Source organism: Campylobacter sp. RM12654 (assembly GCF_020137585.1).
Classification (GTDB): Bacteria; Campylobacterota; Campylobacteria; order Campylobacterales; family Campylobacteraceae; genus Campylobacter_E.
The window spans coordinates 64,504-87,147 of record NZ_JACGAR010000004.1; the positions used below are offsets into that span (position 1 = coordinate 64,504).

A 22,644-nucleotide genomic window follows, 5' to 3' on the forward strand; every position below is an offset into this window, starting at 1 on the left:
ATAATTCGTTTATCAATTTTAAGGTATGAGTGATAATGAGTAAAAAAACTGATTTTATACTAGAGCAAATGATTAAAGCTTATTTAAGCGAGCAAAATCCAATTGGCTCTATGTTATTGCAAGATAGTTTGAATGTTCCTGCAAGTACTATAAGAGTTTATTTTAAACAACTTGATAGTGATGGTTATATTTCAAAACTTCACGCAAGCGGTGGAAGAATTCCTACTCAAAAAGCTATGAAATATTATTGGAAGCAATTTTTTAATTATGAATTAAATTCTAAATTAGAATTAAACTCAACTTTAAATTTATTAAGAGTTGCTAACGAGAATGATTTGTTTTTCCTTATTGTTGATAACAAAAAAATATTTTTAAATGATATTTTAAACATTGAAAATAGATTTATTATTTTAGATTTTATAGAAAATAGGGTTTTGATTGATTTTAACGATGAATTAAATATACTTTTTAATCAGTTAAAAGGATACGAGATAAATGATATTAAGACGATTTTATATAGATTAAATTTAATAAATACTTTAAGTGATATTGAAAATTCTTTTAAAAATAAAATTAACTTTATATGTGGAGAAAAAATTTTTGCAAATATTGTAAAACTTTCTTCATTTAGTTCTATTATGAATTTAAAGTTACTTGATTATTTTACTAATAACTTGATTTATGATGAGCTATTTTTACCTGATTTTATGGGAGTTAAATTAGATTGTAATTATATGCAAAATAAAAGCTCTTTAATAATTGCAGGTAGTATTTTTACAGACTATGAAAATGTTTTAAATCAATTAAGGGAGGCGATATGAGCGAAAAAGCCACGCAAGAAGAAAATGTAGTAAATAACGAAGAAGTTTGCGAATGCAATGAAAATTGTGAATGCGAACAAAATGAGTTAAGTAATGAAGAAATTGCTTTAAGAGCAGAGCTTGATAAGGCAAATGAAGAATTTGCAAAATTAAAAGACGCTTATCTTAGAGCTAATGCAGATTTTGAAAATTATAAAAAACGCTTAGAAAAAGATAAGCAAAGTGCAGTTTTATATGCACAAGAAGGATTGCTTAAGGATTTAATACCTGTTTTAGACGCATTAGAAAATGCTAGTAATTTTGAAGCAGATGATGAGTTTTCAAAACAACTTAAACAAGGTATTGATAATACTTTAAGTTTATTTAAAAATATCCTAGCAAAACACGGAATTAAAGAAATCGTAGCTAATGAAGGTGATGAATTTGACCCTAGTTATCACGAAGCTATGATGCATGTTGAAGCAGAGCTTGAACCAAATTGTGTTGCAGCTATGTTTCAAAAGGGTTATATGATAAATGACAGAATAATTAGAGCTTGCAAAGTAAGCGTATCAAAATAAAAGGAGAAAATTATGGGAAAAGCAATAGGTATAGATTTAGGAACAACAAATTCATGTGTAGCAATTTATGAGCGTGGAGAAAAAAAAGTAATTCCAAATAAAGAAGGAAAAAACACAACTCCTTCAATTGTAGCATTTACAGATAAAGGCGAAGTTTTAGTAGGTGATAGTGCAAAACGCCAAGCAGTAGCAAACCCTGAAAAAACAATTTATTCAATTAAAAGAATTATGGGTCTTATGATGAATGAAGACAATGCTAAAGAAGCGGCAAAACATTTACCTTATAAAATAGTAGATAGAAATGGTGCTTGTGCGATAGAAATTGCAGGTAAAACTTACACTCCACAAGAAATTTCTTCAAAAGTTTTAATGAAACTTAAAGAAGATGCTGAAAGCTATTTAGGAACATCTGTAACTGATGCAGTAATTACCGTTCCAGCATACTTTAACGATGCACAAAGAAAAGCTACTAAAGAAGCAGGTCAAATCGCAGGATTAAATGTATTAAGAATTATAAACGAACCAACCGCAGCAGCTCTAGCTTATGGTCTTGATAAAGTAAGTGCTGAAAAAATTGCAGTATATGACCTAGGTGGTGGGACATTTGACGTTACAATCTTAGAAACTGGTGATGGTGTTGTAGAAGTTTTAGCAACTGGTGGTAATGCGTTTTTAGGTGGAGATGATTTTGATAATAAATTAATTGATTTCTTAGCAACTGAGTTTAAAAATGAGCAAGGAATTGATTTAAGAAATGACAAAATGGCTTTACAAAGATTAAAAGAAGCAGCAGAAAACGCTAAAAAAGAGCTTTCAAGCACAAATCAAACTGAAGTGAATTTACCATTCATTACAGCTGATGCAACAGGTCCAAAACACCTTGTAAAAACTATCACAAAAGCTCAATTTGAAGGAATGATTGACTCACTTGTAGCTGAAACTATTACAAAAATTAATGAAGTTATAAGTGAAGCAGGAATTAGTAAAAACGAGATTAAAGAAGTAGTAATGGTTGGAGGTTCAACTCGTGTGCCTTTAGTTCAAGAAGAAGTTAAAAAAGTATTTGGAAAAGAACTAAATAAAAGCGTAAATCCTGATGAAGTTGTTGCAATGGGTGCTGCTACTCAAGCAGGAATTATTCAAGGTGATGTAAAAGATGTGCTTTTACTTGATGTTACTCCACTTAGTCTTGGAATTGAAACTTTAGGCGGAGTTATGAGTAAAATTATAGAAAAAGGTGCAACAATTCCTACGAAAAAAAGTCAAACATTCTCAACTGCAGAAGATAATCAAAGTGCAGTTACTATTAATGTTTTACAAGGTGAGCGTGAGTTTAGCCGTGATAATAAATCTCTTGGTAATTTTAACCTTGAAGGTATCCCAGCAGCTCCAAGAGGTGTGCCACAAATTGAAGTTACATTTGATATTGATGCAAATGGTATTTTAACGGTAAGTGCATTAGATAAAGCAAGTGGTAAAGCTCAAAATATCACAATCACAGGTTCAAGCGGATTAAGTGATGAAGAGATTAAAAATATGATAAACGAAGCTGAGAAAAACAAAGAAGCTGATAAATTAAGAAGAGAAGTAGTAGATGCGAAAAATCAAGCTCAAAGCCTAGTTCATCAAGTTCAAAAAAGCCTAAATGATTTAGGAGATAAAGTTGAACCTGCAATTAAACAAGAGATTGAGGGTGCAATAAATGAGCTAAATGATGTAGTAAATAACGAAAATGCAACAAAAGCTCAAATAGATGAGAAAATGAAAAAACTAAGCGACGCAAGTCATAAATTAGCTGAAAATCTTTACAAAAAAGATGATAGCAAAGACGCTAAAAAAAGCGAAAAAGATGATGCAGTAGATGCAGAAGTAGAATAATAATTTATTAAAAACTAGTCTTACAAGGATTTATCCTTAATTTTAGGAATTTCAATTTGAAATTCCTAATTTATCTTAATTTAAAATATCTTTTAATGTTTATTTTTATTGATGGTAAAATTTAGTAAATATTATATTTTTACACAAAAATAGATTGCAAGCTCTGAATTAATTTTGTAAATTACAATTAAGTATGAAAAGTATATAAAATAAGAGTTCTTATATTTTATAAAATAATTTTTAAGAATTTAAATAAGTCATATAGTTTTTAAATAAGCATATATAAAAATTAAGTATTTTTAAAAACATTTGATAGCAATTTTAAACCCAAAATATAATTTATTTTTTATTACTGCAATATTTAAAGCATATATCAATTATTATAAAGTAAGTTATTAAAATCATTTGAATTGTTTTTTTATACTAGTATTTAAGCCTTAAATGGTTTTTAGCTCTTATAATTTAGTGCAAAAGCTAAGGATAATATAGGTAAAAATACCTATATTATTGATTTTTATCTATTTGTTTTATTAAATCACTCATTTTTACATTTTGACCTAATATTTTTAGGTAGATATAATAGTTTGCTAAAACTTTTTTACCATACAATCTACTTTCTAAATAAGGCACAAGCTCCATTGATAAGAATGGTTCGTATGATTTTAATTTAGAATTTGGATTAAACATATAATCTTTTTTTAGCATTCTTTGAGTAAATCCTAAGCCTCCGTTATAAGCATAAGCTATAAATATAGGATGCTTAACTCCTTTTTTAAGCGTATTTATATGAGCGTTTGCGAATTTATAAGCTATTTTTGGGTCAAACATTTGAGTAACATCAAAATCATTATCATTAAAATCAACTTTAGCAGTATGTCTTGCTACAAAAGGCATAAATTGCATCATACCTAAAGCATAAGAAGTGCTTACAGAAGCTGGTAAAAATCTGCTTTCTTGTTTAGCAATAGCTAAAATTAGTGCTTTTTGCTCTACGCTATAATTGGCTAATTCTTCAGGAAATGGTATTGGATAAATATTATCTTTAAAATTACTTAATTTATCGCTAATTACTAGATATTGTCCTTGAGTATTTTTGGTATTAAAATATTCTTGCATTTCACTAAGCTTTTGAGTATCAGCGTTTTTAATGTCATTCATAAATCTAGCTTGAACTAAAGCATTATTTATAGGATAATCTATGCTTTTTGTAGGATTTGGTGTGATGATGGTCGGTAATGGTGTGTTTGTTAGCTCTTTTGCTAAAATACTATAAATATTTAAATCATCACTATTTGCTAAAGTATCTAAATGCCTAGTTTTATTACTAGCTAAATAAGCAAAAAATAAAGCATTATCCTTTGGTCTTTTATATTTATAAGTTTTATTAGCTCTTAAAAAGTATTTTTCTGCTAAGGCATTTTTATTAAACATAAGTGCATTTAAACCTAATACAAATGCTAAATCTTCTTTAGCGTCTTCTTTATCAAGACTTGCTAATTTTTCTTTTATTTTTGGATATTTATCATCTACTATAGCTGAGTTTAAAAATTTATAAGCATTAGGGTGTTCCATCATACTAGCACGAGTAAGTGGCCCTGGAGAAAAATCATCTAGCTTATATCCATCATAATAAAGCTTCATTAAGGTTTTTCCATCACCTTTTTTAATGCTTTCTGCCACAGGGTTTTTGTTAGCTAATATGCTTAATTGCGAGCTTAGATTTTTATCTTTTTGTTTATAAATATTTGCTAGTTTTATTAGGTTTTCTTTGCTTAACTTTTTTGCAAAATTTATTTCTTTTAGTCTAAATATCTGACATTTTTCATCTGCGTTCATTATAGAATTGATTGAATAATTATAGCAAGAATCAGCAGGTAATGTCTTTGGCTCTTCTTTAATATCTTTGCTTAGTTTTTCATATTCTTTTTTCATAACTCCAGCAAAACGGAAAATATGTGTTTTAAATTCTTTTAAATCTTCTTTTTTTATCTCATTATTTTTTAATAAATTATATAAAAAAAAGTCCTTAGCAAGTGAGTTTGGCTCATTTTTTAATTCTTCATAAGTATATGAAAATAAAGCTTGAGTAATTAACAATATACTAATTAATTTTTTCATAATAATCCTTTTACGATTTTTACTAATTCAAATAATCCGATTTGTAATAAATGTATTCCTACAAAAACAGCAATAGGAGCAAGACTTACCATACCTATATTTAAAAATCTAGGCGGTATTATCATATATACTAAATCAAAGGCAGGTCTTACTAATTTATATACAATATTGTATATTTTATATCCGATAGGGCTTGTAAAAGCTTGTGGAAAAAACGAAAATAAACAATAGGCAATAACTAAATATGAATAAATATTTAGTCCTCTTATTATCAATACAAATAGTAAAACTACAATATCAGCAAAGCTCATCTTTTACCTTTAAAAACTCACTCATACAAGGTTGCATAATCTCATAAATTTGTGCTAATTCAGGGCCGTGAGCTGAACCGCTAAGCAATAATCTTAAGCTCATAAATAATTGTTTGCCTTTTAAATTAGCGTTGTGATTTAGTTTAAATTCTTCGTATTTGCTAGGTATGTTTGATTTTTCTAATTCAGCTTTTAATAATTTCGCACTCTCACTAAAATCTAAATTGTTAGCAAAAACTACATTAAATGGTAGAAAATATCCACTAAGCTTAGCTCTAATTTCATTTAAAGTGCTTGCTTCTTCTAAGTGAAGTTTTGCTAATTTTGCTAATACTTTTACATTGCTAAACTTAGCTAAAAACTCATCTTTAAACAATAATCTAGCTAGAATTTCATCATCTAAAATCTTAATATGCTCTCTATTTATAAATCTTAATTTTGCCATACTAAATCTAGCCGGAGATTTAGAAATATTGCTTATTTCAAACCAAGAAATTGCATCATTCATAGTAAAAATTTCATTAGGGGTTTTATTGCCTAAAGCTAGTAAATAATTAGCTATCGCATCAGGCAAAAAGCCTTCATTTAAAAGCCATTTTACGCTTGAATGCTCTTGTCTTTTACTCATTTTTTGACCGCTTTCTTCGTCTAAAATGATAGGTAAATGTGCATATTGCATACTCTCATTAAAGCCTAAAGACGCCTTTATATGTTCTTGTTTTGGAGTATTGCTTACATGGTCTTCTCCACGGATAATAAAGCTAACTCCTTCGCACATATCATCCATAGAACATGCAAAATTATATGTAGGTGTACCATCAGCTCTTAAAATCACAAAACTATCAACATCGTTTGGCTCAAATGATAAAACGCCTTTTATTTCATCTTTAAAAGTAATTGTGTTTTTAGGCTTTTTAAGTCTTATTACGAATGGTTTATTTAAATCTTGTTTTAAATTCTCGCAAGTTCCATCGTATCTATAAGCTCTTTTTTCGTTTTTTGCTAATTCTTTTTTCTCTTCTAATTCAGTTTCGGTGCAATAGCATTTAAAAGCAGAACCATTTTCTAATAATTTTGCTGCTAATTTTTGATGAGTTGCTAGATGAGTGCTTTGCACATAGTATTCGTCCCAATTAATCCCAAATAAATTTAAAATACTCTTAATCTCTTCTTCTTTGCCTTGAATATTTCTAGCTGTGTCTGTGTCTTCTATCCTTAAAATAAACTTTTTATTATATTTTTTCGCACATACATAATTAATAACGGCAGTCCTTAAATTCCCTATATGCATATCGCCTGTAGGTGATGGGGCAAATCTAAACATTTGTAATTCCTTGATATGATTTTTCATAATTCTATTTTAAGAAAGTAAAAAGAGTGCCAATGAAAGAAGTATTAAAAAAAATTTCTTTTTTTAAAGATTTTAGCGAAAATGAGCTTGAAGAATTAGCAAAAATTTGTATTCTTAAAAGCTACGAAAAAGGCGAAATGCTATTTATGGAAGGTGAAAGTAGTAAGTATTTGCACTTATTAATTAAAGGTAATATTAAGGTTTATAAAACCAACCAAAAAGGAGCTGAAATTTTTATGCATAAATTAACTCCTATTTCTTTTGTAGCCGAATTAGCTAATTTTGAAAATATCCCTTTTCCTGCGAGTGCTAGTTTTTTAAATAGTGGGGAAGTGATTAAGATTGATTTTGAAGAGCTTAAAAATAAGTTTTTAACTAAGGTTGATTTTGTTCTAGCTTTATTAAGTGGAATTTCAAAAAAGTTAATTTATTTATCAGAATTCGTTCATAATGAAATGATTTTAAGTGCTGAAGCAAAGCTAGCTAAATTAGTTTGCGAACAAAGCGAAGTATTTAAGAGTATAAAACATATCCAATTAGCTTCATTTATAAATCTAGCTCCAGAGACTTTTTCTAGAATTTTAGCTAAGTTTAAAAATGATGGAATTATTAGTTTTGATGATGATAAAAACTTAATAATTCATGATGAAAAATATTTAAAATCACTTTACGAGAATTAATTATGAGCTTACACCATTTATTATTTGCTATTGCATTTTGCGTTGCTGTTTTTATTGCAAATGCTTATATTTATAGACAATTATTTAGAGTAATTTTCCCTAGATTTAAAGGCTTTTTTTTAGTAGTTTGCATAGTTTTATTCATATCTAATGTTGTGTTTTTGTTCTCTATGAGAGCTAATTTTTTGCCTGATTTTCTTTATACTACTTTATCAATTCTTTTGGGTTTTTCTTTCTTCTTCTTTTTAATCGCTTTAATTTATGATATTGTTAAATTTATAGCCTTTAAAAGCGTAAAGAATATAGACACAAATAGAAGAAAAACTTTAAAATTGATTTGTGATTTAGGCGTTTTATTTGTTGCATTTGGGTGTTTTTTACAAGGTATATTTAAGGCAATTAAAATTCCACCTATTAAATATGTAGATTTAAATGCTAATTTAGGAATAAAAATCGCAATGATAAGTGATGTGCATTTAGGCAAGAATTTGCACAAAGATTTTTTAGAAAAATTAATCGCAAAAATCAACGAACAAGAAGTTGATTATGTAGTAATTGTTGGGGATTTAATAGATACTAACATAGATGATATTGATTATTTGGATTTATTAAATACCTTTAATAAGCCTTGCTTTTATGTAACTGGCAATCACGAATACTACCACGACGCTACAAAAATCATAGCAAAATTAAAGCAAACTAATATAAAAGTATTAGAAAACGAAAGCATAGATTTAGGCAAAATAGTGCTTAGTGGTATAAATGATTTAAAGGGTGCAAAATATGGAATGCCAATGGATTTAGCCCCAATTTATAAAAATTTTAATGATACTAAATACAATATTTTATTAGCTCATCAACCTGTTGTAGCTAAGGAATTTGATTTGAGTAGATTTGATTTAGTTTTATCAGGGCATACTCACGCAGGGCAGATTTTCCCATTTAGTATTTTTGTTTTAATGCAGCAAGGATTTTTGCACGGACTTTATGAAATCGGTAAAAAAACTAAATTATATGTTAGTAGTGGTGCTGGATTTTGGGGTCCATCTATACGCTTTTTAGCACCTAGTGAAATAGTAATAATTAGACTTTAAGGAATATAATGAGAAAAACAATTTCAAGAATTTTTGGTAAATTAGTAAGCATAAAATATCCAAAAATTATGCAAAATTATATAAACAAAACTTATGTAAAGCATTTTAATATACCTTTAGATGAGTTTAAAGATTATAAAGAATACGATAGTTTATTAGCTCTTTTTACTAGAAGATTAATAAAGCCAAGAGAATTTGAAAGTGGCTTTATAAGTCCTTGTGATGGCACTATTTTAAGTTATGCAAAAAGCTCAAATTTAAAGGCATTTAGTATAAAAGGTAAAGATTATGATATTAAAGAGCTTTTAGGTTTTACTCCTAAAAATGAGCTTGATTTTTTAAATATTTATCTTAGCCCAAGGGATTATCACAATTATCATAGTCCTTGTAATATGCAGGTTTTAAATCTAAAATATTTTTGTGCGGAGCTTTTTAGCGTTAATTTAAAAGCACTTAGTAAGCATGATAATTTGTATTCAAGAAATGAGCGTGTGGTTTTAACTTGCAAAAAAGATAGTGGAGATATTTTTTATATGGTTTTTGTAGGGGCTGTAAATGTTGGCAAGATGGAATTTGATTTTGATACAAGCGTGCAAACTAATATGAAAAATGCAAGTGATTATGAGAAAAACTATGATAATGTAAGCTTAAAAAAAGGCGAAATGCTAGGAAGATTTTTGATGGGTTCTACTATTTTAATCTTAGGCGATGATTTAAAACTTGAATGCCAAGTTGGTGCGATTAAATTCGGACAGAGAATAGCAAATGATTAAAAAGACTAATGCAGCAAGGTTTTTAGATACTTTAAAAATAGATTATGAATTATTAAGCTATGAAGTAGATGATGATTTATCAGCAATTAGTGTAGCAAAAAAGACAGGAATTGATATTAAATATATTTACAAAACCATAGTTTGTGAGGGCAAAAATGCCTTGTATGTTGCTTGTATTCAAGGGGATTTAGAAATAGATTTAAAATCTTTTGCAAAGGCGGTAGGAGAAAAATCCTTAAGCCTTTTAAAACTTGATAAATTAAAGGATAAAACAGGATATATTAGGGGCGGTTGTTCGCCTTTTGGTATGAAAAAAGATTATGTTAGATTTATTGACGAAAGAGCTTTAGAGCTTGAGTATTTTGTGCTTAGTGCTGGGCTTCGTGGTCTTCAGCTAAAAATAAATGCAAAATATATTCAAAAGCTTTTTAATATTGCTAGTATAAGCACTTCATCTATCATTTAATTCTCCTTTTTTATACATTGGTTGAAATTTATTAACAATAACATTAAGCATTCTGTATCTTATTTCCTTATCTTCTGGGCAATATTTATGTAAAGCATGTAAATAATTAACAGAACCTTTATATATACTCCTTATAAATAACTTACTTTCGTCTGTAAATAAAATAGCTTTTTTAAAGTATTCATTAATTTTTATTGTGTCTGTAGTATTACAAATATAATCAGGTAAAGGTATATTAGTAACATCTATTTTTGAAGTTCCATCGTAGTAATTGTTTTCACTATAATATTTAAATGCCGAAGTGCTTAAAAGATCTATCATGACATCTAAATATAGTGCGTAATTCAATTTTTTCTCTGCTTGATATGTATAGTATTTATTAAAAGCTATATTTAAAAGCTCATAAATTTCACTTGCTTTATCATAATCTTTTATATAATATTCATAAGCTCTATTTGATGTATAATTTGTATATAGCATAACCAAACCAAGCATATTAGATAGTCTATATTCTGTCATAATATCCACATCATAATAAATATTGCCATAAGGCACTCTTTTTATCATTTCATAGATTTCTTGATAATCATCGTAGCTTAGCTTGTCTAACATACTATAATCTTGTGTTTTATTAGTTAAACCATACATGCGTTTATAATACAAAACCCACCACATAATATCTTCAATACTATCATCTGGCAAGAGCTTTTTACCTTCATCATAATAATTTTTAGCTATATTTAAAAAAGGTCTTACAATAAAGCTATCATATTTAAAAAATATATTTAATGTATTTGCAATATCAATAAATAAATATCCGGTTAAAAATTTTTCACAAGCTTTCAGTTTTTACTATATTTTTGTGGATTAAATTCTAATAAATATAAACTCATAATTAAAATATATAAAAGTGGAATTATTATAAAAACAATAAATAAAGCTTTGTATAAAATCTTTTTAAAATTAAATTTAAAATTAATTATTTGATTTATATTCATATTTAACCTTGTAAAAATAAGGTTTATTATAGCAAATATATATTTAGGAATTTGATTTAAAAATTTATTTAAGTATTTAATTTTTCTTTTTTTGAACTTCAAATTGACTTAAGTCAAAGTCAAAATTTTTAAACTTTTTTAGAATAGTGAGAAAAAAGGAGAAAAAATGTTTGATTTTAAATCTTGGAAAAAAGTTAGTTTAGCAAATGCTACGGTTGAGTTTTATGAGAATGATGAATATTTAGCGTTTGATAGTAGTCAGTGTATGCCACCTGAACCTATGATAAATGCTAGAGTTGGCTTAAATAATTTAAAGCCTAATCAAAAATTAATTATGCTAAATCATAAAAATCCTTTAGGCTTACTTCCTAGCGTGAAGCCATATTATGATATTCAAACTACACAAAAAGATGGACTTTTTTGGCTAGTATTTACTAAAATTAAAGAGCATAGCAATTTTGATGAAGCTTGTAAAGACCATCCATAAGGGTTAAATTATGTTAAACGCATTCGCACCACCATTTAAAGTGGTGGCTATTTATTTTATATTTGCATTTTGCTATTTATTAGCTTTTATGTTTTTATTTTCTTATTCAAATTACGATTTTGAGAGTTATCAATTTAAAGCGTTTTTACATTGTTTTTTTGCTGGATTTGCTTTAAATATAATAATAGGTAGCCTTTATCAATTAAGCTCGGTAATTTATGAAAAAGCATTCTTTAGTATAAAAGGTGTATTTTTTGTGAGTTTTATTTGCAATATCTCTTTAGCCTTTATTATGTATTCGTTTTTAAATTATGATTTGGAATTACTAAAATATAGCGTATTTGCTATGATTTTAAGTGTTTTTTATTTTATTGTGCTGTTTTTAATATCATTTTTTGATTTTAATAATATTGCTAAAAGTGCTTTGTTTTGTGGGGTTGTTTTTTTAGTATTAGGCTTAGTTTGTGCTGGTTTAATTGTGCTTATTTTAAACGGGCTTATATATTTAGATTATGAACTAATTCTTCATCTTCATATATATTTTATGTTAGGTTTTATTTTATTTATTTGTATAGGTGCTGCTAGTGTATTATTGCCAATGTTTGCACTAACTCATAAGCATAAAAATTATTTATTATGGCTTAGTTTAGTGGCGTATTTTTTAGCATTTTTTCATAAAAGTATAGCGATTTTTTCCCTAGCTTGTTTTGTATTTTGGTGTTTATATATACTTAAAATACGAACAAGAAAGGCTAAAGATTATTGGAATTTAAATATTGTTTTTGCTTGTATTGGCTCGTTTTTAGCGATGAGAGAATTTTATGTTTTAGACTATGCTTTAGCTATTAAATTATTAATTTTTGCAACTATTTTACCTTTTATAATCGCACATATTTATAAGATTTTGCCATTTTTAATATGGTTTCATTTTATTTCAAAATTAATCGGAAAAATAAAAGTCCCTTTATTAGATGATATGGTGATTAAAAAAGCAGCTTTTTTTACTATGCTAATTAATATATGCTTAGTAATTTCTCTTTATTTTAATTCATCAATTTATTTATATATAGCGTTAAATATAGGTCTTTTAATTAATGTAATCAATTTTTTTACTTATATAAATTACAAAGGAGCAAAGAATGAAAAAGCAAGTAATTAATGCAATTTCAAATGTAATTGACCCTGAAGTGGGTTTTGATATTTTAGCTTTAGGGCTTATTTATGATATACAAATTGATAATTCATATTGTAAAATCACTATGACCTTATCTACTAAGTCTTGTCCTATGCACGATTTACTGATAACTTGGGTAAAAGACTCTGTTTTAAGTGTAGATGGAATAGATAGTGTTGATATTGATTTAGTATTTGAACCTGCTTGGAGTATAGAAATGGCTAGTGATGAGGTTAAAAGTGCTTTAAGTTTTTGATTTACTATGAGAGATTTTCTCATAGTAAATTCTAATTATAATTTGATTTTTACTAAAGAATTATTAGCCATTTCAGGCACTAAAAGTGTGTTTGTATAGTTATCATAAAACATATCAGCAGGTCCTTTAAGTGCTTTTAAATCTAGCTTTTCTAATTTATTTTGATTAAGTTTATAAATATAACCATTTAGCTCTTTACCCCAGCTAGATACTAAAATATCATCATTAATTTTAACAATTCCATCAAATTGCTCTAAATTATCACTTAGTTTTTCTACATTTTTACTAGCTAAATCAATTTTTAAAATAGCTCCGCCACCTTTTTCACTAGGGTCATACCCTACAACATATAAAGAATTTTTATCAATCAATAAGCCATTAGGACCACCATAATTTTTGTCAATATTCATAAAAGTTTTATAGTTTTTATCTTTTAAATTGATTTCAAAAATCGTATAAGTGCCAGTATCACTTACTAAAAGAGTATCATTGTCTAAGCTCTCAATTGCATTTAAAAATACCGAGCCTTTAATTTCTAGCTTAAATACTTCTTTTTTGCTTGTTATATCAAAGCCGTATAAAGTATCAATATCTACAACATAAAGTGTATTGTTAATAATCTTCATACCTTTTGGAGCATTTAAATTCTTTACAAATACATTGATTTTATCATCGGCTTTTGAGATTATATTTATATAACCATCTAAATCCTTGTTTAAAGGCTCAATTTTTTGACCCACATTTGAGACAAATACATAATCTTTATTTGCCACAACACTCTCAGGCGAAGCAAAAGCATTGATTTCTTTAACTTCCATTGCATTCATACTAGCAAGTAATGCTATACTTAAAATATATTTTTTCATCTTTTCTCCTTAAATAATTTTTAAAAAATTATAAGGAAAAAAGAATTTTATTTCTAATAGTTTTAATGTAAAAAATATAAGTTTTTTGATTTTTGAAATTGTTTTGGGGTTTTATTATATCTTTTTTTATAGCGTGAAATAAACCAAGCAGGGGAGTTAAATCCTACTTCTAAACATATTTCTGTAATGTTTTTGTTTGAAAATTCTAATAAGAATTTTGCCTTTTCAAATTTTTTATTATCAAGCCATTCTTTAGGGCTAATTCCAAAGCTTTGTTTGAAGTTTTTGCTAAAAGTAGTTAAGGACATATTAGATATTTTTGCCATATCATTTACACTTTGAAAATCTTGTTCGCAATACGAAAATATCTGATATAAAGATAGTTTAAAATTGGTAATTATGGTTTTTAAAAATGATAAAAAACTTTGATTATTCTTGCTATAAAGTAGGGCTAAAAATAATTCTTCAAATTTTAATTTTAAAATATCTTCATTAGTTTTATAACTAAAACAAGGCAAAAATGATGTAAAAATTGAGCTTAATAATTCATTAGAATTTAGCTTAAAAATATGCTCATCGGTTGTAAAATTACTATTTAAAAGGGCTTTATATTTATAAATTAGTTCTATTAAAATACTTTCTTTAAAACAAATTATAATTGAATTATAATAGTTATTTTCTACGCAGTCTTTTATCAGATATGAGCCTTTTGTAAAAAACAAAATCTCGTTTTTATTAATTGTAAAATCTTGCTTTTTAGTATGTATCATTTTATATCCATCATTTATAAAAACAAGAGCATAATCATCAAACAATACTTCATAATAATCATCATTTTTTCTAGTTTCATATAAACAAAGATTAAGATAATTAGAACTTATAACATTTTTGCTGATTTTACTTAATTCATTAGGTAAATATATCATTTTTTGCCTTTAGTTTTAAAATTTATATATTTTACAAAAGAAAAATTTAATAAAAATTCTTTCGTATATACAAAATATAAATTTTAATTTACAAAAAGTAACACTTTTTCAAAAAAATTAATTTTATTTAATTTATTTTTCATAATTTTTATCATTTTTTGCATATTCTTTCTTAAATACAAAAAATAAAATTTAATTTTTTTGTATATACAAAATTAAGGAGAAATTATGGGAATTTTAAAAGGAACTTTACCAGCTTTATATACACCATATAAAGATGATGGAGGTATTAACGAAGTTGAGTTTTTAAAGATATGTGAATGGGGCATTGAAAAAGGACTTGATGGTTTATTTTGTAATGGTAGTGCGGGAGATTCTCAAGCAATGCCATACGAAATGAAAGTAAAAATGCTAGAGCTTTCAATTAAAGCTGCAAATAATAAAGTGCCTGTTATTTGTGGGATAGGAAGTTGTATTTACCAAGAGAGCTTAGACCTTGCAAACGAAGCTTATATAAAAGGGGCTAATGCGCTTTTACTTATGATGCCATATTATTATAAGTTTAACGATGATACGATTTATACTTATGTAAAAGACTTGCAAGCAAAAGTAAAACTCCCACTTTATATTTACAATATCCCACTTTTTGCACCTGCAATGAGTTTAAATCTAATTGAAAAATTAAGCAAATTACCAAATATTGTAGGTATTAAAGATAGCAGTGGAGATGCTTTGTTGCTAAACCATATTTTAGATGTTGTGCCAAGTGATTTTGATGTATTTGTGGGTCGTGAAGAGCATTATTTTGGAGCTTTAATGATGGGTGCAAAAGGTTCAATGACAAGTGCAGGATGTGTTTTCCCTGACGCTATGAGTGCGATTTATAAAGCATATAATGAGAAAAATTATGAAAGAGCAATCAAGCTTCAAAAAGCCTTGCTGCCTGCTATTAGATTTGGAATGAGCTTATCATTTCCTATGGGCTTTGCGCTTTTACTTAAAGCTCGTGGTTTTGCTTTTGCAAACAAAAGCATTCACCCACTAAGCGAAGAGACCTTAAAAGCACTTGATGAAAAATTCGAATATGCAAAAGAATTAGTTAAAAATATAGAAAGTGTGTTATGAAAAATAGATTTTTAAAAGTTAGTGAAATTGACAATGTTGCAACTGCAATAAGTGATTTAAACAAAGGCGAAGTTTTTAATGAAGTTACCTTATTAAATGATATTAAAAGCGGACATAAATTCGCTTTAACTGATATTAAAAAAGGTGATTTTATTATTAAATACGGCGAAGTAATAGGAGCAGCTAGTATTGATATAAAAAAAGGCGAGTGGGTTCATACAAGCAACACCGAAGGCGTTCGTGGTAGGGGAGATAGCTGTGATAGTTCAAAATTAGAAAATGCTTTAAGACTAAGCCAAGAAAGTGCAAATAAGAAAAACCTAAACGCACAAGATTCAAAACACGAAAAAGTAATTTTGAAAGGTTATAGAAGAGAAGATGGCAAGTTTGGCTTAAGAAATAAGGTCTTAATAATTCCTAGCGTTGTATGTGCTAATAAGGTCGTAGAAAACATTGCTAAAGCGTGTCCTGAAGCTGTATATGTAACTCATCAGCACGGATGTAGTCAGCTTGATTTTGATGCAGAGCAAACAAGAATGCTAATGGCTGGAAATTGTGCAAATCCTAATGTATATGCAGCACTTGTAGTTGGGCTTGGTTGTGAGACTATTAGTTCAAATTCTGTTAAAGAATTAGCAAAAAGTTTAGCTCCTTATAAAGATATAAGAGCAATTAGTATTCAAGAGCTAGGTGGTATTACAAATACAACAAATGAAGGCATAAAAATAGTTAAAGATATGCTTGAAAATGCTAGTAAATGTGAATTAAGTGAAGGTGATTTTAGCGATATTATCTTAGGTACTGAATGCGGCGGAAGTGATGCTTATAGTGGGCTTAGTGCAAATCCATCGCTAGGAAGTTTAAGTGATTATGTAGTAGAGAATGGTGGAGCTGTAATTTTAGCTGAAACAACCGAGCTAATAGGAGCTGAAAATATCTTAGCAAGGCGTGCAATTAATGCTGAAGTTGAGAAAAAGATATATGAAAAAATCTATGGCTTTGAAGAAAATGTAAAAAATAGTGGCTCAGATATTCGTGGTGCAAATCCAAGTCCAGGAAATATAGCAGGTGGGCTAACTACTATTGAAGAAAAAAGTCTTGGTTGTGTTTATAAAGCAGGGACAAGCAAAGTTGTAGATGTGATTGATTATGCAATGCCAGTTACTAAAAAAGGTCTTACATTTATGGATACTCCAGGAAATGATATAGAGCAGCTTAGTGCTATGGTTGCAGGTGGGGCTAATTTAGTTGTATTTACTACAGGTCGTGGAACTCCAACAGGAAGCCCAGTAACTCCAACGATTAAGCTAAGTACAAATAATTTTTGTGCGAAAAATATGGCTGATGTGATTGATTTAAACGCAGGCGAAATCGTAGATGGCAATAAGAGTAAAGAAGATATTAGAGATGAATTAATAGAGCTAATCGTAAAAATTAGTGAAGGCAAATTAACAAAAGCAGAAATCAATAAACAAAATGATTTTAGCGTTTGGCGACTAGCAACAACTTGCTAAATAAAAATTAAAACAAAGGAGAAATTATGGATTTAGGATTAAAAGGAAAAGTTGTAGTTGTTACAGGTGGTGGAAAAGGTATTGGTGGTGGCATTAGTATGTGTTTAGCTAATGAAGGTGCAATTCCTGTTATCGTATCTCGCTCTAAGCTTGATAGTGATTTTGAAAGCAAAATTAAAGCACTTTGCCCAAATTACGGCTTTTATCAATTAGACTTATCAAAATGGCAAGATATTAGTGCAGTTGTAGAGCAAATTGTGGCTAAATATGGCTCAATTTACGCACTTGTTAATAATGCAGGTATGAATGATAATCTTCATATTGAAAGTGCTACAACTGAAGAGCTTATTAAAAGTTATGAGAGCAATTTATTTCATTATTATGAAATGACAAAATGCTGCCTTCCATATATTAAAAAAGAGCAAGGAAGTATTTTAAATATCTCAAGTAAAACAGGTATCACAGGTCAAGGAAGAACAACAGCATACGCAAGTGCAAAAGGCGCTCAAATAGCAATGACAAGAGAGTGGGCTTGCGCTTTTGCACCTGATAATGTTAGAGTAAATTGTATTTGCCCTGCTGAAGTTTGGACTCCGCTTTATGAAAAATGGATTAAAAATTTCCCTGACCCTGAAAAGCAATATCAAGAAATTGCAAAATTTATTCCACTAGGTCATCGCTTTACAACTTGCGAAGAGATAGCTGATACTGCAGTATTTACAATAAGCCCAAGAGCATCTCACACAACAGGGCAGATTTTAACTCCAGATGGTGGTTATATGCATCTTGATCGTGCATTAAACTGGGAAAATTAAGGAGAAAAAATGAATAAAAATGTAAAAATTGCAATTATTTTAGTAACTTCATTATTTTTCTTATGGGGTGTTAGCTATGGACTTGTTGATGTTATGAATAAAAACTTTCAAAATCATCTAGGCATTACTCAACAAAATAGTGGCTACTTGCAAATGGCTTATTTTGGGGCGTATTTTGTGATGGCACTTCCTGCTGGCTGGATTGCTTCAAGATTTTCTTATAAGGTTGGGATTATTACAGGATTAGCACTTTATGCGATTGGTTGCTTACTAATAATTCCTGCAACTAATATGGCTAGTTTTTCTATGTTTTTATTTGCATTTTTCATTCTTGCGTGCGGGCTTGGAGCACTTGAGACTAATGCAAATCCTTATATGACAAAGCTAGGAGATGAGAAAAACGCTTCTTTTAGAATTAATGCAGCTCAAAGCTTTAATGGTTTTGGGCAATTTGTTGGACCTATTATTGGCGGAAGTTTGTTTTTATCAATCACTCATAGTGGCGAAAATGCAAGTGCTGCAGAAAAAGAACAAGCATTACTTGAAAATATGTTTAATGTGCAAATGGTTTATGTAGGAATTGCTTTAGTGGTGTTTTTAATCTTACTTGCATTTGTGTTTAATAAAATTCCAGAAGGTAGCGAAGTAAGTGAAGAAGTAGAGTATAAAGACAACTCAAAATCAATCGATGTATTTAAACATAGACATTTTAACTTAGGCGTATTAGCTCAATTTTTATATGTTGCAGCTCAAGTTGGAGCAGGAGCGTTTTTTATAAATTACGCAGTAGAACATACGGCAAGTTTAGGAGAAAAAGCTTTAAGCGATGAAAAATCAGCATATTTTTTCTCAGCTGCACTTGTTGCGTTTATGATAGGAAGAATTGTTACAACTCCACTTATGAAAAAATTTAAAGGTGAGAGTATTTTGGGGCTTTATTCATTAATAAATGTTGCATTGTGCTTTTATTTATATATTGCTGATGGAATGATTAGTGTTTATGCTTTAATTTTAGTATTTTTCTTTATGAGTATTAGTTTTCCTACTATTTTTGCCGTTGCTACAAAGGATTTGCCATTAAATCAAGTAAAACTTGGTGGCTCAATCTTAGTAATGAGTATTTGTGGTGGTGCAATAATGCCTACAATTATGGGTTCAATAAATGATAGTTATGGCACAGGTGCGGGATTTTTAGCTTTAGCTCCTTGCTTTTTATATGTAGCATTATATAGCTTTTTATGGACTAAAAAGTCATGAAAATAATTGATACGCATTTTCATATATGGGATAAAAATGATATTAGTTGGGTGCAAAACGCCCCAACTAGATTGCAAAGAGATTTTTCTTTTGATGAATATTTAGATGAGTTTAGCAAAAGTGATTTTTTAGGTGGAGTTTATGTAGAAATAAATGCAAATAATCCTAGCCAAGAGAGTGCAAAAATGCTTAGCTTTAAACATAAAAAATTACTTGCTTTATGCCTTGCTACGATAGGTGGTGCTAGTTTTAGAGAAGTTTTACATACAAAGCCAAGTGGATATTGCTTAGGCAGTGAGTTTAAAAAGACTATTAATCTAGTAAATGCAAATGATTTAATGTTTGAAGTTTGTATAAATGAAGATGAGCTAAGTAATTTTAGCAAAATTGCAAAGGAATTTAAATCAGGAATTATCTTTAATCATTTTGCAAATATTAAGGATTTTAGTGGCGAAGATAGTTTAAGGCAAATTGCTAAAAAAGAAAATGTTTATATGAAATTATCTTGTCAAGATGATTTTATTTTAGGTAAGGATTATTCAAAATTACTTGATATGGCATTTAATATTTTTGGAGAAAGTAGAATTTGTTTTGGCTCAAACTATCCTGTAAGTGAGCTAAAACCAAATGAATGGATTAGAATAATTGAAAATCATTTTAAAAGTGATGATTTAAAAGAAAAGATTTTTTATTTAAATGCAAAAGAAATTTATAAGATAAAGGAGATTTAAAATGCAAAGATTTGGGCAAATTATAAAAGTTATTCCGGAAAAATTAGCTGAATACGAAAGACTTCACGCAAATCCTATGGAAGGTGTAAATGAGATGATAAAGGCTTGTAATATTCGTAATTATTCAATTTATAATTTTGGCGAATATCTATTCGCTTATTTTGAGTATGTAGGGAGTGATTATGAAGCTGATATGGCAAAAATGGCAGCTGATGAGAATACTCGTAAGTGGTGGGCTTGTACAGACCCTTGCCAAATATCGCTTGGCTATGCAGGTCAAAAATGGCTTAATATGAAAGAAGTTTATCATTTAGATTAGACTTTTCATATTAAGTTTAAAATAATTCTTATTTAACTAAATTAAATAAGAATTAAAAATATTTATATAAAGAAAAGTTCTTTAGCATTATCTTGTAATATAATTTTAGCTTTATCATTAGTAACTTTTAAAAAATCATCTAAAGCTTTTTGATAATTTATTTTGCTTTCGTAATTTGTATGCGGCCAATCACTTCCATAAACAAAGCGTTTTATATCAAAAATATCGCTTAATTTATCAAATACATCTTTACTAAACGCTAAATCTTCATCTAATCTATAAAAACCACTTACTTTAAAATTAATATCTAAATTTTTATAATTATTAAACTCATCTAATAATTTAAAAGTATCTTTATTAGGTCTTGCAAGATGATCAATCATAATTTTTACATTATATTTGGCTAAATCATCAATGATAAATAATAATTTATCTAATTCTTTATGTAATTCTATGTGAAGATTAAATTCTTTAATATACTCTAAAGCTTCTTTATAATCATCAAAATTAGGCTTATCTTTTCCTATTAGATTAAGCCTTAATCCACAGACATTTTTTTCTTTTAAATCACTAATATTATTAGGGTCAATTACCACAATTCCCCTTAAATTAGAATGCTCTTTTAAAGCCTGTAATAAATATGAATTATCAAAACCTAAAAAGCTAGGCTGAACTAAAACTCCATAAGAAAAATTAAATTCCTTTAAATTAGCCAAATATTGTTCGCAACTTGCATCATAATTTGGCACATATCTAACTACATTAGCCGAACTTATATTTGCTCTAAAAATGTGAGCGTGAGTATCTATATACATAAGCTTTCCTTAAAAAATATTCATAACAATAATTCCAGCAATTAATGCTGCTATAAAACCTATAGGAATTGCTCTTACAAGTAAGCCTTTAAATAAACTATCCTTATGCTCGTTTGCAATCGCTCCTAAAACCAATGAACCTCCAGAGCTAAATGGAGAAATAGCACTAGCTTGTGCTCCAATTACTATGCAAGTAAATAGCACAACTTCACTAAAACCACTTGCATTGCTTAATGTAGGCACAAGTGGGAAAAGTGCAGGAGTAACCACTCCTAAAGTGCTAGAAAATAGCGACATAATAGCTGCAATTATCATCATCATAATAGGGACAATTATTTTTGGCACATTACTTTCTACAAAGCCTGATAATTGATTAATCACGCCTGCTTTAGTAGCAATGCTAACAAGTATCCCAACTCCGCAAATCATAATCAAAGTTCCCCAAGGAATAAGTGCTATAACTTGCTTTTCATCCCCTAATTTTAAAAGCAATGATATAGCTACAAAAACAATAGCTATTAATCCTATATCTATTTTAGAATTTATAAAAGTTATAGTTTTTTCATTAGGAAATGCAATGTGTAATAAAGGAAAAGCTAATACAAAAACCATCATAAGCGCCATTAAAATTAGTGTGGTTTTTTGTTTATCATTAAAAGTAATTTTTTCGCTTAATAATTCTATTTTTATATTAGATTTTTTTGCTTTAAATACAAAAAGACTAATTACAAAAATAGGCAAAATAAAAGTAAATAAAAATATCACAAAAGCATTAGAAAATGCAATATCGGGATTTATACTTGATTTTTCCATAAGAGAGCGAAATATTATCCCACTTTGAGAAGTTGGAAAATTTGCCCCGCCTAAAGCACCATAATTAATAGCCATAGCTCCACCAACTCTATCAAGACCTGTTTTTTCGCAGAGTAAAAAAGTAATTGGAGCCATAAAGGCTAAAACACTATAAAATCCAGCACCCATTGCAGCAATTAAAGCCGATACTAAAAATATAGCATAAGGTAAAAAATACGGATAATTTTCAAATTTTTTAATCAAAAATGCAGCTAGTTTTTCTAATGTCCCATTAACACTTGCGAAATTATAAAATAACGAAACCGCAAAAATAACAAAAAATATAGAAACAGGCCAATAAGAAATAATTTCTTTAGGCTTTAAATCCATAAAAAACGCACCGATAATATAGGCAAATATAATTGCAAAAAATCCTATATTTAAACGAGTTTTATAGCCAATTAGAATTGATAAAACAATGGCTAAGATAATAAAACTTGTAAGCATATTAATCCTT

24 protein-coding genes and 1 pseudogene are annotated in these 22,644 nt (G+C 28.3%); 17 read left to right on the forward strand and 8 right to left on the reverse strand.

Features of this window, described 5'->3' with window-relative positions; all coding sequences use genetic code 11:
• The first annotated feature begins 35 nt into the window (after nucleotides 1-35).
• Genes AVBRAN12654_RS02345 through dnaK form a run of 3 tightly spaced genes read left to right on the forward strand, consistent with a single transcriptional unit; the run spans nucleotide 36 to nucleotide 3,259 of the window.
• Entirely contained in the window at nucleotides 36-821 is a 786-nt protein-coding gene (locus AVBRAN12654_RS02345) for a hypothetical protein (protein ID WP_336609384.1), read from the forward strand.
• On the forward strand, nucleotides 818-1,381 hold the full coding sequence (locus AVBRAN12654_RS02350; RefSeq protein ID WP_214118832.1) for a nucleotide exchange factor GrpE: 564 nt from the start codon (nucleotides 818-820) through the stop codon (nucleotides 1,379-1,381). Before AVBRAN12654_RS02345 ends, AVBRAN12654_RS02350 begins: the two co-directional genes overlap by 4 nt.
• 12 nt (nucleotides 1,382-1,393) lie before the next feature.
• Nucleotides 1,394-3,259 (forward strand): molecular chaperone DnaK, encoded by a 1,866-nt coding sequence (gene dnaK, locus AVBRAN12654_RS02355; RefSeq protein ID WP_214118833.1) that lies wholly within the window; start codon nucleotides 1,394-1,396, stop codon nucleotides 3,257-3,259.
• 504 nt (nucleotides 3,260-3,763) lie between these two features.
• Here dnaK and AVBRAN12654_RS02360 read toward each other — a convergent pair.
• Genes AVBRAN12654_RS02360 through gltX form a run of 3 tightly spaced genes read right to left on the reverse strand, consistent with a single transcriptional unit; the run spans nucleotide 3,764 to nucleotide 7,012 of the window.
• Entirely contained in the window at nucleotides 3,764-5,377 is a 1,614-nt protein-coding gene (locus AVBRAN12654_RS02360) for a lytic transglycosylase domain-containing protein (protein WP_336613856.1), read from the reverse strand.
• Nucleotides 5,374-5,688 carry a YggT family protein gene (locus AVBRAN12654_RS02365; RefSeq protein ID WP_336607044.1) on the reverse strand — a complete coding sequence of 105 codons (315 nt, stop codon included), beginning with the start codon at nucleotides 5,686-5,688 and terminating at the stop codon, nucleotides 5,374-5,376. The genes AVBRAN12654_RS02360 and AVBRAN12654_RS02365 overlap by 4 nt, the downstream gene beginning before the upstream one ends.
• On the reverse strand, nucleotides 5,675-7,012 hold the full coding sequence (gltX, locus tag AVBRAN12654_RS02370; RefSeq protein ID WP_336613857.1) for a glutamate--tRNA ligase: 1,338 nt from the start codon (nucleotides 7,010-7,012) through the stop codon (nucleotides 5,675-5,677). The genes AVBRAN12654_RS02365 and gltX overlap by 14 nt, the downstream gene beginning before the upstream one ends.
• A gap of 59 nt (nucleotides 7,013-7,071) precedes the next feature.
• Between gltX and AVBRAN12654_RS02375 the strand changes: the two genes are divergently transcribed.
• From AVBRAN12654_RS02375 to AVBRAN12654_RS02390, 4 genes are read left to right on the forward strand one after another with little or no spacing between them, the layout of a single operon-like run.
• Nucleotides 7,072-7,719 carry a Crp/Fnr family transcriptional regulator gene (locus AVBRAN12654_RS02375; protein ID WP_214118979.1) on the forward strand — a complete coding sequence of 216 codons (648 nt, stop codon included), beginning with the start codon at nucleotides 7,072-7,074 and terminating at the stop codon, nucleotides 7,717-7,719.
• Between the two features lie 2 nt (nucleotides 7,720-7,721).
• A complete protein-coding gene (locus tag AVBRAN12654_RS02380; RefSeq protein WP_336613858.1) occupies nucleotides 7,722-8,813 on the forward strand; it encodes a metallophosphoesterase in 1,092 nt (363 codons plus the stop codon).
• Between the two features lie 8 nt (nucleotides 8,814-8,821).
• Nucleotides 8,822-9,586, forward strand: a complete 765-nt coding sequence (locus AVBRAN12654_RS02385) for a phosphatidylserine decarboxylase (RefSeq protein ID WP_214150281.1) — start codon at nucleotides 8,822-8,824, stop codon at nucleotides 9,584-9,586.
• Complete coding sequence (locus AVBRAN12654_RS02390) at nucleotides 9,579-10,052, forward strand: YbaK/EbsC family protein (protein ID WP_214150280.1); 474 nt, start codon at nucleotides 9,579-9,581, stop codon at nucleotides 10,050-10,052. Before AVBRAN12654_RS02385 ends, AVBRAN12654_RS02390 begins: the two co-directional genes overlap by 8 nt.
• On the opposite strand, the gene AVBRAN12654_RS02395 is transcribed toward AVBRAN12654_RS02390, so the two are convergent.
• Nucleotides 10,038-10,754 carry a hypothetical protein gene (locus AVBRAN12654_RS02395; protein ID WP_336613859.1) on the reverse strand — a complete coding sequence of 239 codons (717 nt, stop codon included), beginning with the start codon at nucleotides 10,752-10,754 and terminating at the stop codon, nucleotides 10,038-10,040. The genes AVBRAN12654_RS02390 and AVBRAN12654_RS02395 overlap by 15 nt on opposite strands.
• Nucleotides 10,755-11,216: 462 nt before the next feature.
• On the opposite strand from AVBRAN12654_RS02395, the gene AVBRAN12654_RS02400 reads away from it, so the two are divergent.
• Genes AVBRAN12654_RS02400 through AVBRAN12654_RS02410 form a run of 3 tightly spaced genes read left to right on the forward strand, consistent with a single transcriptional unit; the run spans nucleotide 11,217 to nucleotide 12,967 of the window.
• Complete coding sequence (locus AVBRAN12654_RS02400; protein WP_214118493.1) at nucleotides 11,217-11,537, forward strand: hypothetical protein; 321 nt, start codon at nucleotides 11,217-11,219, stop codon at nucleotides 11,535-11,537.
• A 10-nt stretch (nucleotides 11,538-11,547) separates the two neighbouring features.
• Nucleotides 11,548-12,696 carry a hypothetical protein gene (locus AVBRAN12654_RS02405; protein WP_336613860.1) on the forward strand — a complete coding sequence of 383 codons (1,149 nt, stop codon included), beginning with the start codon at nucleotides 11,548-11,550 and terminating at the stop codon, nucleotides 12,694-12,696.
• Complete coding sequence (locus tag AVBRAN12654_RS02410) at nucleotides 12,677-12,967, forward strand: metal-sulfur cluster assembly factor (protein WP_214118489.1); 291 nt, start codon at nucleotides 12,677-12,679, stop codon at nucleotides 12,965-12,967. Before AVBRAN12654_RS02405 ends, AVBRAN12654_RS02410 begins: the two co-directional genes overlap by 20 nt.
• 35 nt (nucleotides 12,968-13,002) lie before the next feature.
• Here AVBRAN12654_RS02410 and AVBRAN12654_RS02415 read toward each other — a convergent pair whose 3' ends face one another.
• Entirely contained in the window at nucleotides 13,003-13,833 is an 831-nt protein-coding gene (locus AVBRAN12654_RS02415; protein ID WP_336613861.1) for an ATP-binding protein, read from the reverse strand.
• A 62-nt stretch (nucleotides 13,834-13,895) separates the two neighbouring features.
• Complete coding sequence (locus AVBRAN12654_RS02420; protein ID WP_239803594.1) at nucleotides 13,896-14,759, reverse strand: helix-turn-helix domain-containing protein; 864 nt, start codon at nucleotides 14,757-14,759, stop codon at nucleotides 13,896-13,898.
• Nucleotides 14,760-14,987: 228 nt separating this feature from the next.
• Between AVBRAN12654_RS02420 and AVBRAN12654_RS02425 the strand changes: the two genes are divergently transcribed.
• The 7 genes and pseudogenes from AVBRAN12654_RS02425 (at nucleotide 14,988) to AVBRAN12654_RS02455 (ending at nucleotide 20,520) form a co-directional block, all read left to right on the forward strand.
• The gene (locus AVBRAN12654_RS02425) at nucleotides 14,988-15,884 is read left to right on the forward strand and encodes a dihydrodipicolinate synthase family protein (protein WP_336613862.1); all 897 of its coding nucleotides are present in this window, start codon (nucleotides 14,988-14,990) and stop codon (nucleotides 15,882-15,884) included.
• Nucleotides 15,881-16,138 (forward strand): annotated as a pseudogene (locus AVBRAN12654_RS02430) (UxaA family hydrolase); the annotation flags it as partial. The gene AVBRAN12654_RS02425 and the pseudogene AVBRAN12654_RS02430, both read left to right, overlap by 4 nt.
• A gap of 99 nt (nucleotides 16,139-16,237) precedes the next feature.
• Nucleotides 16,238-17,398, forward strand: a complete 1,161-nt coding sequence (locus AVBRAN12654_RS02435) for a UxaA family hydrolase (RefSeq protein WP_336607079.1) — start codon at nucleotides 16,238-16,240, stop codon at nucleotides 17,396-17,398.
• 26 nt (nucleotides 17,399-17,424) lie between these two features.
• On the forward strand, nucleotides 17,425-18,213 hold the full coding sequence (locus AVBRAN12654_RS02440; protein WP_336613863.1) for an SDR family oxidoreductase: 789 nt from the start codon (nucleotides 17,425-17,427) through the stop codon (nucleotides 18,211-18,213).
• Between the two features lie 9 nt (nucleotides 18,214-18,222).
• On the forward strand, nucleotides 18,223-19,470 hold the full coding sequence (fucP, locus tag AVBRAN12654_RS02445; RefSeq protein WP_336613864.1) for an L-fucose:H+ symporter permease: 1,248 nt from the start codon (nucleotides 18,223-18,225) through the stop codon (nucleotides 19,468-19,470).
• A complete protein-coding gene (locus AVBRAN12654_RS02450) occupies nucleotides 19,467-20,201 on the forward strand; it encodes an amidohydrolase family protein (RefSeq protein ID WP_336613865.1) in 735 nt (244 codons plus the stop codon). Before fucP ends, AVBRAN12654_RS02450 begins: the two co-directional genes overlap by 4 nt.
• Nucleotide 20,202: 1 nt before the next feature.
• Entirely contained in the window at nucleotides 20,203-20,520 is a 318-nt protein-coding gene (locus AVBRAN12654_RS02455; protein ID WP_214118470.1) for an L-rhamnose mutarotase, read from the forward strand.
• A gap of 62 nt (nucleotides 20,521-20,582) precedes the next feature.
• Here AVBRAN12654_RS02455 and AVBRAN12654_RS02460 read toward each other — a convergent pair whose 3' ends face one another.
• Together AVBRAN12654_RS02460 and AVBRAN12654_RS02465 are read right to left on the reverse strand one after the other, a co-directional pair.
• Nucleotides 20,583-21,335 carry an amidohydrolase family protein gene (locus tag AVBRAN12654_RS02460; RefSeq protein ID WP_214120164.1) on the reverse strand — a complete coding sequence of 251 codons (753 nt, stop codon included), beginning with the start codon at nucleotides 21,333-21,335 and terminating at the stop codon, nucleotides 20,583-20,585.
• A gap of 9 nt (nucleotides 21,336-21,344) precedes the next feature.
• Nucleotides 21,345-22,634 (reverse strand): SLC13 family permease, encoded by a 1,290-nt coding sequence (locus tag AVBRAN12654_RS02465; protein WP_214120165.1) that lies wholly within the window; start codon nucleotides 22,632-22,634, stop codon nucleotides 21,345-21,347.
• Nucleotides 22,635-22,644: the final 10 nt, after the last annotated feature.

Excerpts from the sequence above, each read along its gene's own strand:
- AVBRAN12654_RS02345 (WP_336609384.1), top strand. The coding sequence starts at position 36 with ATGAGTAAAAAAACTGATTTTATACTAGAGCAAATGATTAAAGCTTAT.
- AVBRAN12654_RS02350 (WP_214118832.1), top strand. The coding sequence starts at position 818 with ATGAGCGAAAAAGCCACGCAAGAAGAAAATGTAGTAAATAACGAAGAA.
- dnaK (WP_214118833.1), top strand. The coding sequence starts at position 1,394 with ATGGGAAAAGCAATAGGTATAGATTTAGGAACAACAAATTCATGTGTA.
- AVBRAN12654_RS02360 (WP_336613856.1), bottom strand. The coding sequence starts at position 5,377 with ATGAAAAAATTAATTAGTATATTGTTAATTACTCAAGCTTTATTTTCA.
- AVBRAN12654_RS02365 (WP_336607044.1), bottom strand. The coding sequence starts at position 5,688 with ATGAGCTTTGCTGATATTGTAGTTTTACTATTTGTATTGATAATAAGA.
- gltX (WP_336613857.1), bottom strand. The coding sequence starts at position 7,012 with ATGTTTAGATTTGCCCCATCACCTACAGGCGATATGCATATAGGGAAT.
- AVBRAN12654_RS02375 (WP_214118979.1), top strand. The coding sequence starts at position 7,072 with ATGAAAGAAGTATTAAAAAAAATTTCTTTTTTTAAAGATTTTAGCGAA.
- AVBRAN12654_RS02380 (WP_336613858.1), top strand. The coding sequence starts at position 7,722 with ATGAGCTTACACCATTTATTATTTGCTATTGCATTTTGCGTTGCTGTT.
- AVBRAN12654_RS02385 (WP_214150281.1), top strand. The coding sequence starts at position 8,822 with ATGAGAAAAACAATTTCAAGAATTTTTGGTAAATTAGTAAGCATAAAA.
- AVBRAN12654_RS02390 (WP_214150280.1), top strand. The coding sequence starts at position 9,579 with ATGATTAAAAAGACTAATGCAGCAAGGTTTTTAGATACTTTAAAAATA.
- AVBRAN12654_RS02400 (WP_214118493.1), top strand. The coding sequence starts at position 11,217 with ATGTTTGATTTTAAATCTTGGAAAAAAGTTAGTTTAGCAAATGCTACG.
- AVBRAN12654_RS02405 (WP_336613860.1), top strand. The coding sequence starts at position 11,548 with ATGTTAAACGCATTCGCACCACCATTTAAAGTGGTGGCTATTTATTTT.
- AVBRAN12654_RS02410 (WP_214118489.1), top strand. The coding sequence starts at position 12,677 with ATGAAAAAGCAAGTAATTAATGCAATTTCAAATGTAATTGACCCTGAA.
- AVBRAN12654_RS02415 (WP_336613861.1), bottom strand. The coding sequence starts at position 13,833 with ATGAAAAAATATATTTTAAGTATAGCATTACTTGCTAGTATGAATGCA.
- AVBRAN12654_RS02420 (WP_239803594.1), bottom strand. The coding sequence starts at position 14,759 with ATGATATATTTACCTAATGAATTAAGTAAAATCAGCAAAAATGTTATA.
- AVBRAN12654_RS02425 (WP_336613862.1), top strand. The coding sequence starts at position 14,988 with ATGGGAATTTTAAAAGGAACTTTACCAGCTTTATATACACCATATAAA.
- AVBRAN12654_RS02440 (WP_336613863.1), top strand. The coding sequence starts at position 17,425 with ATGGATTTAGGATTAAAAGGAAAAGTTGTAGTTGTTACAGGTGGTGGA.
- fucP (WP_336613864.1), top strand. The coding sequence starts at position 18,223 with ATGAATAAAAATGTAAAAATTGCAATTATTTTAGTAACTTCATTATTT.
- AVBRAN12654_RS02450 (WP_336613865.1), top strand. The coding sequence starts at position 19,467 with ATGAAAATAATTGATACGCATTTTCATATATGGGATAAAAATGATATT.
- AVBRAN12654_RS02455 (WP_214118470.1), top strand. The coding sequence starts at position 20,203 with ATGCAAAGATTTGGGCAAATTATAAAAGTTATTCCGGAAAAATTAGCT.
- AVBRAN12654_RS02460 (WP_214120164.1), bottom strand. The coding sequence starts at position 21,335 with ATGTATATAGATACTCACGCTCACATTTTTAGAGCAAATATAAGTTCG.
- AVBRAN12654_RS02465 (WP_214120165.1), bottom strand. The coding sequence starts at position 22,634 with ATGCTTACAAGTTTTATTATCTTAGCCATTGTTTTATCAATTCTAATT.